The organism is Rhizobium chutanense (assembly GCF_002531935.1).
Taxonomy (GTDB): Bacteria; Pseudomonadota; Alphaproteobacteria; order Rhizobiales; family Rhizobiaceae; genus Rhizobium; species Rhizobium chutanense.
In genome coordinates this window covers 49,456-64,124 of sequence record NZ_NWSV01000030.1, presented here as the reverse complement: position 1 = coordinate 64,124, position 14,669 = coordinate 49,456, and the positions used below count along the sequence as shown (strand labels likewise).

9 protein-coding genes are annotated in these 14,669 nt (G+C 62.6%); 5 read left to right on the top strand and 4 right to left on the bottom strand.

From position 1 onward, the window contains the following. Positions 1-81 precede the first annotated feature (81 nt). Positions 82-1,086 carry a bile acid:sodium symporter family protein gene (locus CO666_RS28795; protein ID WP_097615425.1) on the bottom strand — a complete coding sequence of 335 codons (1,005 nt, stop codon included), beginning with the start codon at positions 1,084-1,086 and terminating at the stop codon, positions 82-84. Between the two features lie 92 nt (positions 1,087-1,178). Between CO666_RS28795 and CO666_RS28790 the strand changes: the two genes are divergently transcribed. Beyond that, a complete protein-coding gene (locus tag CO666_RS28790; RefSeq protein ID WP_097615424.1) occupies positions 1,179-2,033 on the top strand; it encodes a LysR family transcriptional regulator in 855 nt (284 codons plus the stop codon). Between the two features lie 54 nt (positions 2,034-2,087). On the opposite strand, the gene CO666_RS28785 is transcribed toward CO666_RS28790, so the two are convergent. Then, positions 2,088-3,140 (bottom strand): threonine aldolase family protein, encoded by a 1,053-nt coding sequence (locus CO666_RS28785; protein WP_097615423.1) that lies wholly within the window; start codon positions 3,138-3,140, stop codon positions 2,088-2,090. Positions 3,141-3,676: 536 nt separating this feature from the next. Between CO666_RS28785 and gltB the strand changes: the two genes are divergently transcribed. From gltB to CO666_RS28770, 3 genes are all read left to right on the top strand, one after another. Then, entirely contained in the window at positions 3,677-8,401 is a 4,725-nt protein-coding gene (gene gltB / locus CO666_RS28780) for a glutamate synthase large subunit (RefSeq protein WP_179869779.1), read from the top strand. Between the two features lie 224 nt (positions 8,402-8,625). Further along, positions 8,626-10,080, top strand: coding sequence for a glutamate synthase subunit beta (locus CO666_RS28775; RefSeq protein ID WP_097615422.1), 1,455 nt, complete (start codon positions 8,626-8,628; stop codon positions 10,078-10,080). Between the two features lie 267 nt (positions 10,081-10,347). Continuing rightward, on the top strand, positions 10,348-10,974 hold the full coding sequence (locus CO666_RS28770) for a hypothetical protein (RefSeq protein ID WP_097615421.1): 627 nt from the start codon (positions 10,348-10,350) through the stop codon (positions 10,972-10,974). 19 nt (positions 10,975-10,993) lie between these two features. On the opposite strand, the gene CO666_RS28765 is transcribed toward CO666_RS28770, so the two are convergent. Both CO666_RS28765 and CO666_RS28760 read right to left on the bottom strand, forming a co-directional pair. Further along, positions 10,994-12,229 carry an SGNH/GDSL hydrolase family protein gene (locus tag CO666_RS28765; protein WP_179869778.1) on the bottom strand — a complete coding sequence of 412 codons (1,236 nt, stop codon included), beginning with the start codon at positions 12,227-12,229 and terminating at the stop codon, positions 10,994-10,996. Positions 12,230-12,321: 92 nt separating this feature from the next. Beyond that, positions 12,322-13,545 carry a lytic murein transglycosylase gene (locus CO666_RS28760; RefSeq protein ID WP_097615419.1) on the bottom strand — a complete coding sequence of 408 codons (1,224 nt, stop codon included), beginning with the start codon at positions 13,543-13,545 and terminating at the stop codon, positions 12,322-12,324. A 203-nt stretch (positions 13,546-13,748) separates the two neighbouring features. Here CO666_RS28760 and galU point away from each other — a divergent pair, with 203 nt between their 5' ends. Beyond that, positions 13,749-14,636 carry a UTP--glucose-1-phosphate uridylyltransferase GalU gene (gene galU, locus CO666_RS28755; protein ID WP_097615418.1) on the top strand — a complete coding sequence of 296 codons (888 nt, stop codon included), beginning with the start codon at positions 13,749-13,751 and terminating at the stop codon, positions 14,634-14,636. Positions 14,637-14,669: the final 33 nt, after the last annotated feature.

Genomic DNA, 14,669 nt, shown 5'->3' with positions numbered 1-14,669 from the left:
AACCGCCCGGTGCGGACCCGCATGCCGGGTGGTGTGGCAGGGGTGCGATCGAATACGATCGCCCCCTATGCCGATTGCCGCTCAGGCCGGGCTGGCGGCTTCCTCTATCTCCTTTTCCGTTGCGCGGCGGGCCGCGGCGGCGGCGTATTTCTGGGCGATGACGGCGCAGACCATCAGCTGGATCTGGTGGAAGAGCATTAGCGGCAAAACGATCGCACCGATCGACTGGCCGGCGAAGATGACGTTGGCCATCGGCACGCCGCTTGCCAGGCTCTTCTTCGAGCCGCAGAAGGTGATGGTGATTTCGTCGGCCTTGTCGAAGCCCAGCCAGCGGCTGCCGACCATCGTCAAGACAAGCACGATGCCCAGAAGGAGCATATCGGCGACGATGACGACGGCGATATCGGCGATCGAGAAGGTATGCCACAGGCCCTCGACCACAGCGGTCGAGAAGGCGAGATAGACGACCATCAGGATCGAGCCGCGGTCGACGGGCATCAGGATCTTCTTCTTGGCGCGGATCCAGTCGCCGATCCAGGGCTGCAGGATCTGGCCGATGATGAAGGGGGCGAGGAGCTGCAGCAGGATCTGCTCCAGCGCGTCGAAGGAGAAGCCGCCATGGCCACCGACGGAAAACAGCAGGCCGACGAGCAGCGGCGTCAGGAACATGCCGAAAATGTTGGATGCCGAGGCCGAGCAGATGGCGGCGGGCACGTTGCCGCCCGCCATCGAGGTGAAGGCGATCGACGACTGCACTGTCGAGGGCAGCACGCAGAGGAAGAGGATGCCGAGATAAAGCGGCTGCGGCAGGATGGTGTCGGGAATGAAGCCGAGCCCGAGGCCGAGCAGCGGAAAGATGCCGAAGGTGGTCAACAGGATGACGAGATGCAGGCGCCAGTGCAGCAGGCCCGCAATGACGACGTCGCGCGAGAGGCGGGCGCCATGCAGGAAGAACAACAGCGCGATGGCAAGATCGGTGGCGATGCCGAAATAAGCCGCGAAGGCGCCGCTTGCCGGCAGCAGCGAGGCGAGGATGACCGTGCAGACGAGCAGGATGGTGAAGGTATCGGGCAAAAAGCGGCGCATGGCGGTCTCGCGGCGTGGTAAATAGTCCTTGTTTTGTCGCCCATTGCGATCCAGGATGCAAGGAATAACAGTTATCGAGAAACTGGATTTCTATGCTGGATCTTTCGCAATTGCGCAGTTTTGTCGCCGTCGAGCAGATGGGCAGTTTTACGCTGGCCGCAGAACGGCTCGGCCTCGGCCAGTCGACGGTGAGCCAGCACATTCAGCGGCTGGAGGCCACACTCGGGCGCAAGCTTCTGGCCCGCGATACACATAAGGTCGTATTGACCGGCGATGGCGAGGCGTTGCTCTCGCATGCGCGCGCCATGCTTTCGATCGAGGGGCAGGTGCAGTCGCTGTTTAAGAGCCACAGCCTGCGCGGCAGCCTGCGGCTTGGGGTGTCGGAGGATTTCGTCACCAGCCAGTTGCCGGCGGTGCTGGAGGATTTCGTGCGGTCGCATCCTTCCGTCGACCTGGAACTGACGGTGGCGCTGTCCGGCGTCCTCTACGAGATGCAGGATAATGGCGAAATCGATCTGGTGCTCGCCAAGCGCCGGCTCGGCGATGCCCGGGGAAAATTGGTCTATCGCGAGCCGCTCGTCTGGCTGGCACGCGATCCCGAGCGTGTTCTTACCTCCGGCCCTTTGCCGCTGATTGCCTTTCCGCCGCCGAGCGTGACGCGGGTGATCGCGCTGGAAGCGCTCGCACGAAACGGCGTGGCGTGGCGCATCGTCTGCACCTGCGGGAGCCTCAGCGGATTGACGGCGGCAGCACGGGCCGGGATGGGTGTTTTGGTGCAGCCGCGCAGCATGGCGCCATCAGGGCTGAAAGAGATCGCTGCGGGAAAACTTCCAGTGCTGGAAGATGTGGAATTCGTACTCGTGCCGCGCAAAGGCGCGGATCAGGCGCTGGTCGCCGCACTGTCGGACGATATTTTGCAAAAGGTGAGGGGGCTGAAGTCGGCGTAAAGCCGTTGCCGGCACCGAGGGCCTGTCGGACAGACAGGCCGTTCCGGTGGGCGATCAGGCCGCCAGGCACCTGAGGAAGCCATCCACGTCCGCTTCCGTCGTGGCGAAGCTGGTGACCAGACGGATCAGAATTTCGTTTTTGGAGACGAGTTCGGGCGCTGCCGCCGGTACCGGCCATTCGTAAAATTTCGCACCCTTTTCTTCCGCGGTTTTCGCAGCACTCCTGCTGACGACAGCAAAGACTTCGTTGGAAGCGGTCGGCCAGGCGAGACGGGCGGCGTTGCTGGCGCCGATGCCGGCGCGCAGCCGGTCGGCCATACCGTTCGAATGGCGGGCGAGATCGAGCCAGAGATTGTTTTCGAAATAGGCATCGAACTGGGCGGCGATGAAACGCGACTTGGAGAAGAGCTGGGCGGCTCGCTTGCGGATGAAGGGCATTTCGCTTGCCTGATCCGGGTTGAAGAAGACGATCGCCTCCGCACACCAGCAGCCGTTCTTGGTGCCGCCGAAGGACAGCATGTCGACGCCACGCTTCCAGGTCATCTCGGCCGGGGTGACACCGAGCGCGACCAGCGCGTTGACGAAGCGAGCGCCATCCATGTGGAGCGGCAGGTTGCGCCTTTTGGATATGGCGGCAATCTCGCCGATCTCCGGCAGGGAATAGACCGTGCCGATCTCCGTCGTCTGGGTGATGGTCACCGCGCTGGCGCGGCCATGACGCAGCGCGTCCTCGGGGAAGTTCGCGATCTTTGCCGAAAGCCTGGCCGGATCGATCTTGCCGGCTTCGCCGTCGACGGCCATGAGGCGGGCGGAGCCGGAGAAGAATTCCGGCGCGCCGCACTCGTCTTCAATCACATGGGCTTCCGAATGGCAGAAGGTGATGCCGCCGGGGCGCTGGACGCTTGCCAGCGCCAAGGAGTTGGCGGCGGTGCCGGTGGCGACGAAGAAAACCGAAACCTCACGCTCGAAGATCTCGCAGAAGCGGGCCTCGACCTTCTTGTCGAGATCGCCGGCGCCATAGGCTGGAGCAAAGCCGGCCGATTCCGCCAGCAGACGTTCGGCAATGGATCTGTGGGCGCCGGCCCAGTTATCGGAAGCAAAGAACATGAGGGGGACCATAATAAAGGAAGGATTTGACGGGGCCGAAGCGGAGATTACGCCAAAGCTTCACCGGATCAAGGCGGTTGCCTCCGACACATCACAAAAATTGAACTGCGCAATCAACAAACAAAATGATGGCTTACGGCGTAATTTTATTTCTCCGCGGCGACTGATTTGGTAATCTTCCGTCGCAAATTGACGTTTTTTAACGGCGCGCTCTTGCGGAGCCGAATGCTTTCTGGCATAGAACAGATGAATTAGGACAGTGTTGCTGTCCTATCTTGGCCTTGCGGCCGAAGAGGCGCCGAAAACCCTGGAACAGACGGGCTTTCACGCTATAGTTCTTCCGAGCGTCAAGCCCCGTGGACGGGCGACGCGCGGGGGCAGATGGCAGGCGCGGAACGCGACGGTTTGCTTTCCCAAAGCAGATGTCTGCGGCCGATCTTCACAATGCAACAGCGCTGTCATGCGCCGAACCTATTCTGGTTGCGGCGCGGGACGAAAAGCCGCCCGCGGCCCCGCGGGTTTCGACAGGAGGAAAGATGATGACGAAGACGCCATCCATGGAATTTGACCGGTTTGCTGCTGCAGAGGTGCGCGCCACGGCCAATATGTCCAAATCCGCCTCCGGCCTGCCGAAGAAGCAGGGCCTCTACGATCCCCGCAACGAGCACGACGCCTGCGGTGTCGGCTTCGTCGCGCATATGAAGGGCCAGAAGTCGCATCAGATCGTCAAGGACGGCCTGTTCATTCTCGAGAACCTGACGCATCGCGGCGCCGTCGGCGCCGACCCGCTGATGGGTGATGGCGCCGGCATCCTGGTGCAGATCCCCGACCGCTTCTTTCGCGAGGAGATGGCTGCGCAGGGCATCACCCTGCCGCCGGCCGGCGAATATGGCGTCGGCCATATCTTCCTGCCGCGCGATGAAAAGCAGATCGAGCACTTCAAGAAGGTGATCAGCGACGTCATCACCGAAGAGGGCCAGGTCTTCATCGGCTTCCGCGACGTGCCGGTCGATAATTCTTCGCTCTCCAAGGCGCCCGACATCGCTGCCACCGAGCCGCACCATGTGCAGGTCTTTATCGGCGCCGGCGAGGATGCCGAAAACAACGACGAGTTCGAGCGCCGGCTGTTCACCCTGCGCAAGGTGATCTCCAACCGTATCTATGACGAGTTCGACGGCGAGGAGAGCAATTTCTATCCCGTATCGCTGTCGTCGGCGACGGTGGTCTATAAGGGCATGTTCCTGGCCTATCAGGTCGGCGCCTATTACAAGGACCTTGCGGATCCGCGTTTCGAAAGCGCGGTCGCCCTGGTGCACCAGCGCTTCTCGACCAACACCTTCCCGTCGTGGAAGCTCGCGCACCCCTACCGCATGGTCGCCCATAACGGCGAAATCAACACGCTGCGCGGCAACGTCAACTGGATGGCGGCGCGTCAGGCGTCTGTCTCCTCGCCGCTGTTCGGCGAAGACATCTCCAAGCTCTGGCCGATTTCCTATGAGGGCCAGTCGGATACGGCCTGCTTCGACAACGCACTCGAATTCCTGGTGCGCGGCGGTTATTCGCTGGCGCATGCCGTGATGATGCTGATCCCGGAAGCCTGGGCCGGCAACCAGTCGATGGCGGCCGAACGCAAGGCTTTCTACGAATATCATGCGGCCCTGATGGAGCCGTGGGATGGGCCGGCTGCTGTCGCCTTCACCGACGGCAAGCAGATCGGCGCGACGCTGGACCGCAACGGCCTCAGGCCGGCGCGCTATCTCGTCACCGATGACGACCGCGTCATCATGGCGTCCGAAGCCGGCGTGCTGCCGGTTCCGGAGGAGAAGATCATCCAGAAGTGGCGTCTGCAGCCGGGCAAGATGCTGCTGATCGACATGGAAGAAGGCCGCATCATTTCCGATGACGAGGTGAAGTCGCAGCTCGCGACGGCGCATCCCTATCGCAGCTGGCTCGACCGGACCCAACTGATCCTCGAAGAGCTGAAGCCGGTGGAGCCGCGAGCGCTGCGCCGCGACGTGTCGCTGCTCGACCGTCAGCAGGCCTTCGGTTACACGCTCGAAGATACGCGCATCCTGATGTCGCCGATGGCGACGACCGGTCAGGAGGCGATCGGCTCGATGGGAACGGATACGCCGATCTCGGCCATGTCGGAAAAGCCGAAGCTGCTCTATACCTATTTCAAGCAGAACTTCGCGCAGGTGACGAACCCGCCGATCGACCCGATCCGCGAGGAACTGGTGATGAGCCTGGTGTCCTTCATCGGGCCGCGGCCGAACATCCTCGACCACGAGGGTGCGGCGAACGCCAAGCGGCTCGAGGTGCGTCAGCCGATCCTGACCAATGGCGATCTCGAAAAGATCCGTTCGATCGGCCATACGGAAGACCGTTTCGACACCAAGACGCTCGATTTCACCTATGATATCGAGCGCGGTGCGGCCGGCATGCCCGAAATGCTCGACCGGCTCTGCGAGCGCGCGGAAGCGGCCGTCAAGGGCGGCTACAACATCATCGTGCTTTCCGACCGCCAGATCGGGCCTGACAGAATCGCTATTCCGGCGCTGCTGGCGACGGCCGCCGTGCACCATCACCTGATCCGCAAGGGGCTTCGCACCTCGGTCGGTCTCGTCGTCGAGACCGGCGAACCGCGCGAAGTGCACCATTTCTGCCTGCTTGCCGGCTATGGCGCCGAGGCGATCAACCCCTATCTCGCCTTCGACACGCTGCTCGACATGCATGCCAAGGGCGAATTCCCGAAGGAAGTGGATGCTTCCGAAGTCGTCTACCGCTACATCAAGGCGGTCGGCAAAGGCATCCTCAAGGTCATGTCGAAGATGGGCATCTCGACCTATCAGTCCTATTGCGGGGCGCAGATCTTCGATGCGATCGGCCTGTCGTCCGAACTGGTCGACAAGTATTTCTTCGGAACCGCGACGATGATCGAGGGCATTGGCCTCGAAGCAATCGCCGAAGAAACCGTTGCCCGCCACACGGCGGCCTTCGGCACGGATCCGCTGCTGGCGACGACGCTCGATATCGGCGGCGAATATGCCTACCGCATGCGCGGCGAAAGCCATGCCTGGACGCCGGATGCGGTCGCCGCTCTTCAGCATGCCGTGCGCGGCAATGCCGAGGATCGCTACCGCGAATTCGCCGAGATGGTGAACAATTCGGCGCTGCGCATGAACACGATCCGCGGGCTGTTCAACGTCAAGAGCGCCGAGGCGCTCGGCCGCAAGCCGGTATCGATGGATGAGGTCGAACCGGCGGCCGATATTGTCAGGCGTTTCTCGACGGGGGCGATGTCCTTCGGCTCGATCTCCCGCGAGGCGCATACGACGCTGGCGATCGCCATGAACCGGATCGGCGGCAAGTCGAACACCGGCGAGGGCGGTGAGGAATCCGACCGCTACATGCCGCTCTCCGACGGTTCGATGAACCCGGAGCGTTCGGCAATCAAGCAGATCGCGTCGGGCCGTTTCGGCGTCACCACCGAATATCTCGTCAATGCCGACGTGCTGCAGATCAAGGTGGCGCAGGGTGCCAAGCCCGGCGAAGGCGGCCAGCTGCCCGGACACAAGGTCGATGCGACGGTTGCCAAGACCCGCCACTCGACGCCGGGTGTCGGCCTGATTTCGCCGCCGCCGCATCACGACATCTATTCGATCGAAGATCTGGCGCAGCTGATCTACGACCTGAAGAACGTCAACCCGACCTCCGACGTTTCGGTCAAGCTCGTCTCCGAAGTCGGCGTCGGCACGGTGGCCGCGGGCGTCGCCAAGGCGCGTGCCGACCACATCACGGTCGCCGGTTTCGACGGTGGCACCGGCGCCTCGCCGCTGACCTCGCTCAAGCATGCCGGCAGCCCCTGGGAGATCGGCCTTGCCGAAACCCAGCAGACGCTGGTGCTGAACGGCCTGCGTTCGCGGGTCGCGCTGCAGGTGGATGGCGGTCTGAAGACCGGCCGCGACGTCATCATCGGGGCGCTGCTCGGCGCCGACGAGTTCGGTTTCGCCACCGCGCCGCTGATCGCGGCCGGCTGCATCATGATGCGCAAGTGTCATCTCAACACCTGTCCGGTCGGTGTGGCGACGCAGGATCCGGTGCTGCGCAAGCGCTTCAAGGGCACGCCCGAGCACGTCATCAACTACTTCTTCTTCGTTGCCAATGAAGTGCGCGAAATCCTCGCTTCGCTCGGCTTCACCCGGCTCGACGAGATCATCGGCGCTTCGGAGCTGCTGGAGAAGGACGAGATGCTGGCGCACTGGAAGGCCAAGGGCCTCGACTTCAGCCGCATCTTCCACAAGGTCGACGCTCCCAAGGAAGAGACCTTCTGGACGAGCAGGCAGCAGCACCCGATCGACGATATTCTCGATCGCAAACTGATCGAGCAGGCTCAGCCGGCGCTGACCGATAAGACGCCCGTCGCCTTCGAGGTCGACATCAAGAACGTCGACCGCTCGGCCGGCGCGATGCTGTCCGGCGAGGTCGCCAAGCGTTATCGCCATCGCGGGCTGAAGGAAGACACGATCAATGTGACGCTTCGCGGCACGGCAGGTCAGAGCTTCGGCGCCTTCCTGGCGCGCGGCGTTACCTTCAACCTGATCGGTGACGGCAACGACTATGTCGGCAAGGGGCTTTCGGGCGGCAAGATCATCATCCGGCCGCCGGAGAATTCCAGGATCGTCGCCGAAAACTCGATCATTGTCGGCAACACCGTGCTTTACGGTGCGACCGAAGGCGAATGCTATTTCCGCGGCGTGGCGGGCGAACGGTTCGCCGTGCGCAATTCGGGTGCGATCGCCATCGTCGAGGGTGTCGGCGACCACGGCTGCGAATATATGACCGGCGGCGTCGTCGTCGTGCTCGGCGCCACGGGCCGCAACTTCGCGGCCGGCATGTCCGGCGGCGTCGCCTACGTGCTCGATGAAACCGGCGATTTCGCCAGCCGCTGCAACATGGCGATGGTCGAGCTCGAGCCGGTGCCGGAAGAGGACGACATGCTGGAGAAGCTGCATCATCACGGCGGCGATCTCATGCACAAGGGGCGCGTCGACGTCTCGGGCGACATGACCCGCCATGACGAGGAGCGTCTCTACCAGCTGATCTCCAACCATCTGCACTATACGGGCTCGGCCCGCGCCAAGCAGATCCTCGATCACTGGGCCGACTACCGTCCGAAATTCCGCAAGGTCATGCCCGTGGAATACCGGCGTGCGCTCGAGGAAATGGAGCGCAGCCGGATGGGCATCGCCGCGGAATGATTTGAACCGGGGCATCCGCCACCTGCCGATCGCAGATGGCGGATGACGGAAACATCTCGATGGTCCGTGCCGATCATGCCGATGGCGGAAAGCCATCCAGATCGCGCGGGTGTTTCAGGAGCGTGTTCCATGACGGTCAAGACAAGCAACCCTCCCGGAACACCGGGGACTGACGACAGACAACTGGCCGCGGTGAGGCGGTCATGAGGGTAAGGGACGAAGACATGGGCAAGGTAACAGGGTTTCTGGAAATCGACCGGCAGGTGGCGAAGTACCAGCCGGCGTCGGATCGCATCCGTCATTTCCGCGAGTTCACGATCCCGATGTCGGACCCGGAAGTGCAGAAACAGGCCGCGCGCTGCATGGACTGTGGCATCCCCTACTGCCACGGTCCGACCGGCTGCCCGGTTCATAACCAGATTCCGGACTGGAACGACCTCGTCTACAACAACAACTGGGAAGCGGCGATCCAGAACCTGCATTCGACCAACAATTTCCCGGAGTTCACCGGCCGTGTCTGCCCCGCACCCTGCGAGGAAGCCTGCACGCTGAATCTCGAGGATGCGCCCGTCGCCATCAAGACGGTCGAACAGGCAATTGCCGACAAGGCCTATGAACTCGGTTTTATCAGGCCGCAGCCGGCGACCGTCCATACGGGTAAAAAGGTCGCCGTCATCGGCTCCGGTCCCGCCGGTATGGCGGCCGCCCAGCAGCTCGGCCGCGCCGGCCACGATGTGCATGTCTACGAGCGCGAGACCAAGCCCGGCGGCCTGCTGCGCTACGGCATTCCCGATTTCAAGATGGAGAAGAACTTCATCGATCGCCGTGTCGAGCAGATGAAGGGCGAGGGCGTCACCTTCCATTGCGGCGTCAATGTCGGCGTCGACGTCAAGGTCGAGCAGTTGCTTGCCGATCACGATGCCGTTCTCTATTGCGGCGGCTCCGAGACGCCGCGTGAGGCGGGCATTCCGGGCACGGAGCTTGCCGGCGTGCATGATGCGATGCCCTATCTCGTGCAGCAGAACCGCCGCGTCGGGCGCGAGAACATCGACAGCGTCGGCTGGCCGTCGGACCCGATCCTGGCGGGCGCCAAACATATCGTCGTCGTCGGCGGCGGCGACACGGCTTCGGACTGTGTCGGCACGGCGTTCCGGCAGGGCGCCGTCAAGGTCACCCAGCTCGACATCCGGCCGCAGCCGCCGGAGAAGGAAGACAAGCTTGCCGTCTGGCCCTTCTGGGCGACGAAGATGCGCACCTCCTCCTCGCAGGCCGAGGGCGCCGTGCGCGAATTCCAGGTGGCGACGCTTGAATTCGTCGGCGAAGACGGCGTGCTGACCGGCGTCAAGTGCTGCGAGGTCGACGAGCGCCGGCGGCCGGTTGCGGGCACGGAATTTGTCATCCGCGCCGATCTCGCCTTCATCGCCATCGGTTTCCGCGGGCCCTTCACAACAAGCGTGCTGAAGGAGCTCGAGGGCAAGCTGACGCTCAACACCGACAAGCGCGGCTCGACCAATGTCGTCGCCAACGACCGCGACTACAAGACCTCGGTCGACAAGTTCTGGACGGCGGGCGACGTGCGCCGCGGCCAGTCGCTGGTGGTCTGGGCGATCCGCGAAGGCCGCCAGGCGGCGCGCGCCATCGACGAGGCGTTGATGGGCTCGACCGTTCTGCCGAATTGATTGCAGACTGCATAAAGTCCCGAGACAAAACTCCGCCTTCCCGGCGGAGTTTTTGTTTGGGTTAGGTGCGACCGCTTGCCGCGCCGGCATGCGCCGCAAGCCTCAAGCAATCCCGGGAAGCGAGATTTTCGACCGGACGCCGGGCTCAAGAGGAGCCGGCGGCGACCGGAGCGGAGGCGCCCCGCCGTTTCGGCCGTACAGGCATTTCACCATCGGCCGCGGCGTCGGAATATTGACCGCTGCGAATGATCGACAAGGATTTTTCAAATGGTTTCCGCACTTGACAGCACCCGGCTGGTTTCGGCCCAGTATGCCCTGAAAAACCTTCGCACCTCCGACGACAGTTCGCAGGATACGCAGAGTTCGTCGGCCGCCAGTATTCTCAGCAGCTACGGACTCGATTCGAGCTCGGCCTCGCTGCTTTCCAACAACGCCCTGTCAGGGCTGCTCGACACGCTCTCATCCCAGAGCGATACGTCTGACGAGACCGAAGCGACCGGCGCCGATGTCACCAGCGCCTCGTTCATGTCGATGCTGAAGAAGCAGCTGCAGGATGCGGCTGCGGCCGAAGGCGAAAGCGGCAAGGCTCACGATATGCTGGCCGCGTTGGAAGCCGGCACGCTCACCATCTCCGATCCGACGCAGGGCGTATCGATCGCCGCCTGGGACGTCGACGATCCCGATGAGGTCGATACGGACAGCAAGACCGGCAAGGCGATCGACGTCAGCGGCTGGAGCGACTTCCTCGATGCGCATCTCGAGCGCGGCGCCGACGCTGCTTTCGTCAAGGAAAACGGCAGCTATGTCGACCAGACGAACGACAGCAATGCCTACTTCGGTCTGATCGGCCAGAACTATTATTATCTCAGCTGGCCGCAGGCGGCGGCGAAGTAAACGGAACGAAGCGGTCCCTTCATTTGACCGAGACTTCGGCCGGCGTCTTTGCCGCAGGCAGGCGGTAATCGTCGACGCGGCCGGGAGGGGGCGGCGTCATTTCGCCCTGCTCGACCAGCAGATCGCGCGGCGACCGCGTCAAAACCATCGGCGGGGGTCTCGCGCCGAGAAGCTCGGCGCCGCCGTCGAGATTGGGATCGGAGAGGCTGATCGGCACGGTATGTTCGACCGGATTGGCGGGAAGGCCGAGCCCGGGCAGATTGCTGGAGTCGAGGCGGACCAGATCGGGGCTTGCCTGGGTGCCGAGAAGACGGCGGGCCGGTTTTTCCACGTAAAAGGCGAGCTTGCGCCGGCCGGCCTGGGTCAGGTTGATGCCGTCGGAGGTGCGCAGGCGCACCTGCTGGCCGTTCACATCCGAACCGGTGACGATGAAATTGCTGTTTTCATCGACGAAGCCATCCCAGATGTCGACGAATTCGCCGCCGATGCTTTCGACCTGGTTGCGGTAGAGCTGGTTCAGCTGGACGGCATCGGCCGTCATCTGATCGGATTCGAAGGCGGGAAGGCCGACCCAGAGCAGCGGGATCTTGCGGTCGGTGACCTCCTTGCCGAAGGAGAGGACACGGCGGCGGTATTCGCTAAACCAGCCGTCGGTGCGGAATTTCTCCTTGGCGATATCGGTCACCATCTGCTGGCGGTCGTTGGCGCCGATCATGACGACGACCATTGCCGGCTTCAGCTCGTCGATCATCTTCGGCAGCTGTTCCGGCCAGTCGTAATAATCGTCGCGGACGAGACCCGATGAGACATTGCCGCGGGCTTCGACGACGACACCCGGCGAGGTCTCGAAGGCGGCGGTGAGGCCGTCGCCGAGGCCGCTGGCCAGGAAATCGCCGACGATCAGGATTTTGCGGGCGTCGCCGAGCTTCTGCACGGTCGGCTCTTCCTGTACGGGAGCGCGGACCGGCGGCGCGGTGCGGGTATTGACCACGGCCTTCGGCGCCGGCGGTTTTTTATGCTGCTGGCGCTTCGGCTGCGGTGCGTCGGGAGCCTGAGGCCCGTCGTCGAGATAGCGCCGGCCAAGGAAGAAATCGAGGATCGAACGGCGCTGATAGCGCTGTTCCTGGGCTTCTGCGACATGCACCGGTGCGACAGCGCCAAGGCATAGCGAAGCCGCCGCCAGGGCGAGCACAAGCCAACGGATTGGGGTCCGATCTGTTTTCTCAGTCATGGGCAGTTCCGCATCTGCCGGCATCTTGCACGCGGGGTAGGCCAGCGTCCACTCCCGCTCTTATCTAGGTCACGGTTCTGCCGCTTCCAATCGGCACCTGCGTTTTGGTGTCTGCTCTAGCGACGAAGTGCGTTGAGAAGCGGCAGCGAGGGCTCGCCGTCCGGCTGCATGCCGATGCGCGACTGGACAGCCGATATCGCCGCTTTCGAACCCGAGCCGAAATTGCCGTCGACCTCGCCATCGTAATAGCCGAGCGTTTTCAAACGGGTCTGCAGCTCGAATTTCTCGGTGATATCAAGGGCGCCGTCCGGGCGCGGCCAGCGCTGCTGCATGCCGCCGTAGCCGGCGATCTGGTCGGCGAGCAGGCCGACGGCAAGCGCGTAGCTGTCCGAGGCATTGTAGTTTTTGATGGTGAAGAAGTTGGCGGTCATCAGGAAGCCCGGGCCGCCCGGCCCAGCCGGCATCTTCAGCATGGCTTTGGTGGCGCTTTCGCGGAAGGCCTTGCCGTTCGGGCGTGTCAGGCCAAGGGCTGCCCATTGGGCCAGCGTGTGGGTCTTGCCGACCTGTTTGGCGGCAGCGGCGGGAACGACGACCTCGTAGCCCCAGGTCTTGCCGGTGTCCCAGCCGTTCTTCATCAGGAGATTGGCCGAGGTCGCCAGCGCATCCGGCACCGAATTCCAGATGTCGCGATGGCCGTTGCCGTCGGCGTCGACGGCATAAAGCAGATAACTTGTCGGAATGAACTGGGTATGGCCCATGGCGCCGGCCCAGGAGCCGGTCATCTCGCGTGCCGGCACATCGCCGTTCTGCAGGATCTTCAGCGCAGCGATCAGCTGCTTCTTGGCGAATTTGGCGCGGCTCGGATCGGCATAGCCGAGTGTTGCCAAAGCGCGCGGCACGTAGTGCAGCCGGTCGTCCTTGTTGAGGATCGCGCCGTAATTCGATTCCATCGACCAGATGGCAAGCAGAATGGTCTTGTCGACGCCGAATCGCTGTTCGATCGCAGCGAGCGTCCTTGCGTGCTTGACGGCCATCTCGCGACCGATCTTGACGGTGTAGGGATTGACGCGGGAATCGACATAGTCCCAAATCTTCGAGGTGAATTCCGGCTGATAGGCTGCCTTTTCGAGCACGGTCGGATCGGGCTCGGTCACCCCGGAAAAGGCCTTTTGATAAGTTGCCTTACTGATGCCACTCTGAGCGGCAGTCTGGTAGAAATCCGCGATCCATTTCTGGAACCGGGAATCAGCTCTCGCGTTGTCGGGGACCAGTCCAACCTGGACGGCGACAACGAGGGCGAGAGCAAGACCACGAAGGGAGTTTTTGTGATTCTGGGTCATCGACAGTCGTATCCGTCATCTTCAGTTTTCGGGACAGCGAGGCATCATGTCCGCGCCAGAACCAAGACTACAGGAACGGAGTCAACAAATTCTTTACCATAGCGGCCGGCTGCGGTCACCATTGCAAAACAGTAGCAATTCTATACTAGTTAAGGCTAAAAAGCCCTATTTCCAAAGCGATATGATCGAAGCAGGAGGCCGGTGTGGCTCAACACAACAAAGTTCGTAAAGCAGTATTCCCGGTGGCTGGATTGGGGACGCGATTCCTGCCGGCGACAAAGGCTGTTCCGAAGGAAATGTTGACCGTCGTCGACAAGCCAATCATTCAATATGTCGTCGACGAGGCGATCGAAGCCGGGATCGAACATCTGGTTTTCGTCACCGGGCGCAACAAACACGTCATCGAAGATTATTTCGATATTCATTTCGAGCTGGAACAGACGCTGCGCGAACGCGCCAAGAAGGCTGAGATCACCCTTCTCGCCCAGCAACTGCCGAAGGCCGGTACGGTGAGCTTCACCCGCCAGCAGGAACCGCTCGGCCTCGGCCACGCGGTCTGGTGTGCCCGCGAGATCGTCGGTGACGAGCCCTTCGCGCTGCTGCTGCCCGACATGATCATGAAGGGCGACAAGGGCTGCATGAAGGGCATGATCGACCTTTACGCTCATAGCGGCGGCAATATCATCGCCGTCGAGGAATGCGCGCCCGACCAGGCGCATAAATACGGCATCGTCGGCGTCGGCGAGGCGATCGGCGAGGGCTTCCGCATCACCGGCATGGTGGAAAAGCCGGCCAAGGGGACGGCGCCTTCCAACTTCTTCATCAACGGCCGCTACATCCTGCAGCCGGAGATCTTCAAGATCCTCGAAACCCAGGAGCGCGGCGCCGGCAACGAGATCCAGCTCACCGACGGCATGCTGAAGCTCTTGAAGGAACAGGATTTCGCAGGTTACCACTTCCGCGGCACGACCTACGACTGCGGCGCCAAGGACGGCTTCATCCTGGCCAACGTCGCCTACGCCCTCGAACGTGCGGACATCCGTCCGTCGGTCGAAGGTGGCTTCAAGGAATTGCTCGCCGGTCTGAGGTAAGGTTCTCCTTAGCGCATAAATGACAGAGCGCCG

Bases quoted from the DNA above. Each gene is read 5' to 3' on its own strand.
- CO666_RS28795 (WP_097615425.1), bottom strand. From the start codon at position 1,086: ATGCGCCGCTTTTTGCCCGATACCTTCACCATCCTGCTCGTCTGCACG.
- CO666_RS28790 (WP_097615424.1), top strand. From the start codon at position 1,179: ATGCTGGATCTTTCGCAATTGCGCAGTTTTGTCGCCGTCGAGCAGATG.
- CO666_RS28785 (WP_097615423.1), bottom strand. From the start codon at position 3,140: ATGTTCTTTGCTTCCGATAACTGGGCCGGCGCCCACAGATCCATTGCC.
- gltB (WP_179869779.1), top strand. From the start codon at position 3,677: ATGATGACGAAGACGCCATCCATGGAATTTGACCGGTTTGCTGCTGCA.
- CO666_RS28775 (WP_097615422.1), top strand. From the start codon at position 8,626: ATGGGCAAGGTAACAGGGTTTCTGGAAATCGACCGGCAGGTGGCGAAG.
- CO666_RS28770 (WP_097615421.1), top strand. From the start codon at position 10,348: ATGGTTTCCGCACTTGACAGCACCCGGCTGGTTTCGGCCCAGTATGCC.
- CO666_RS28765 (WP_179869778.1), bottom strand. From the start codon at position 12,229: ATGCCGGCAGATGCGGAACTGCCCATGACTGAGAAAACAGATCGGACC.
- CO666_RS28760 (WP_097615419.1), bottom strand. From the start codon at position 13,545: ATGACCCAGAATCACAAAAACTCCCTTCGTGGTCTTGCTCTCGCCCTC.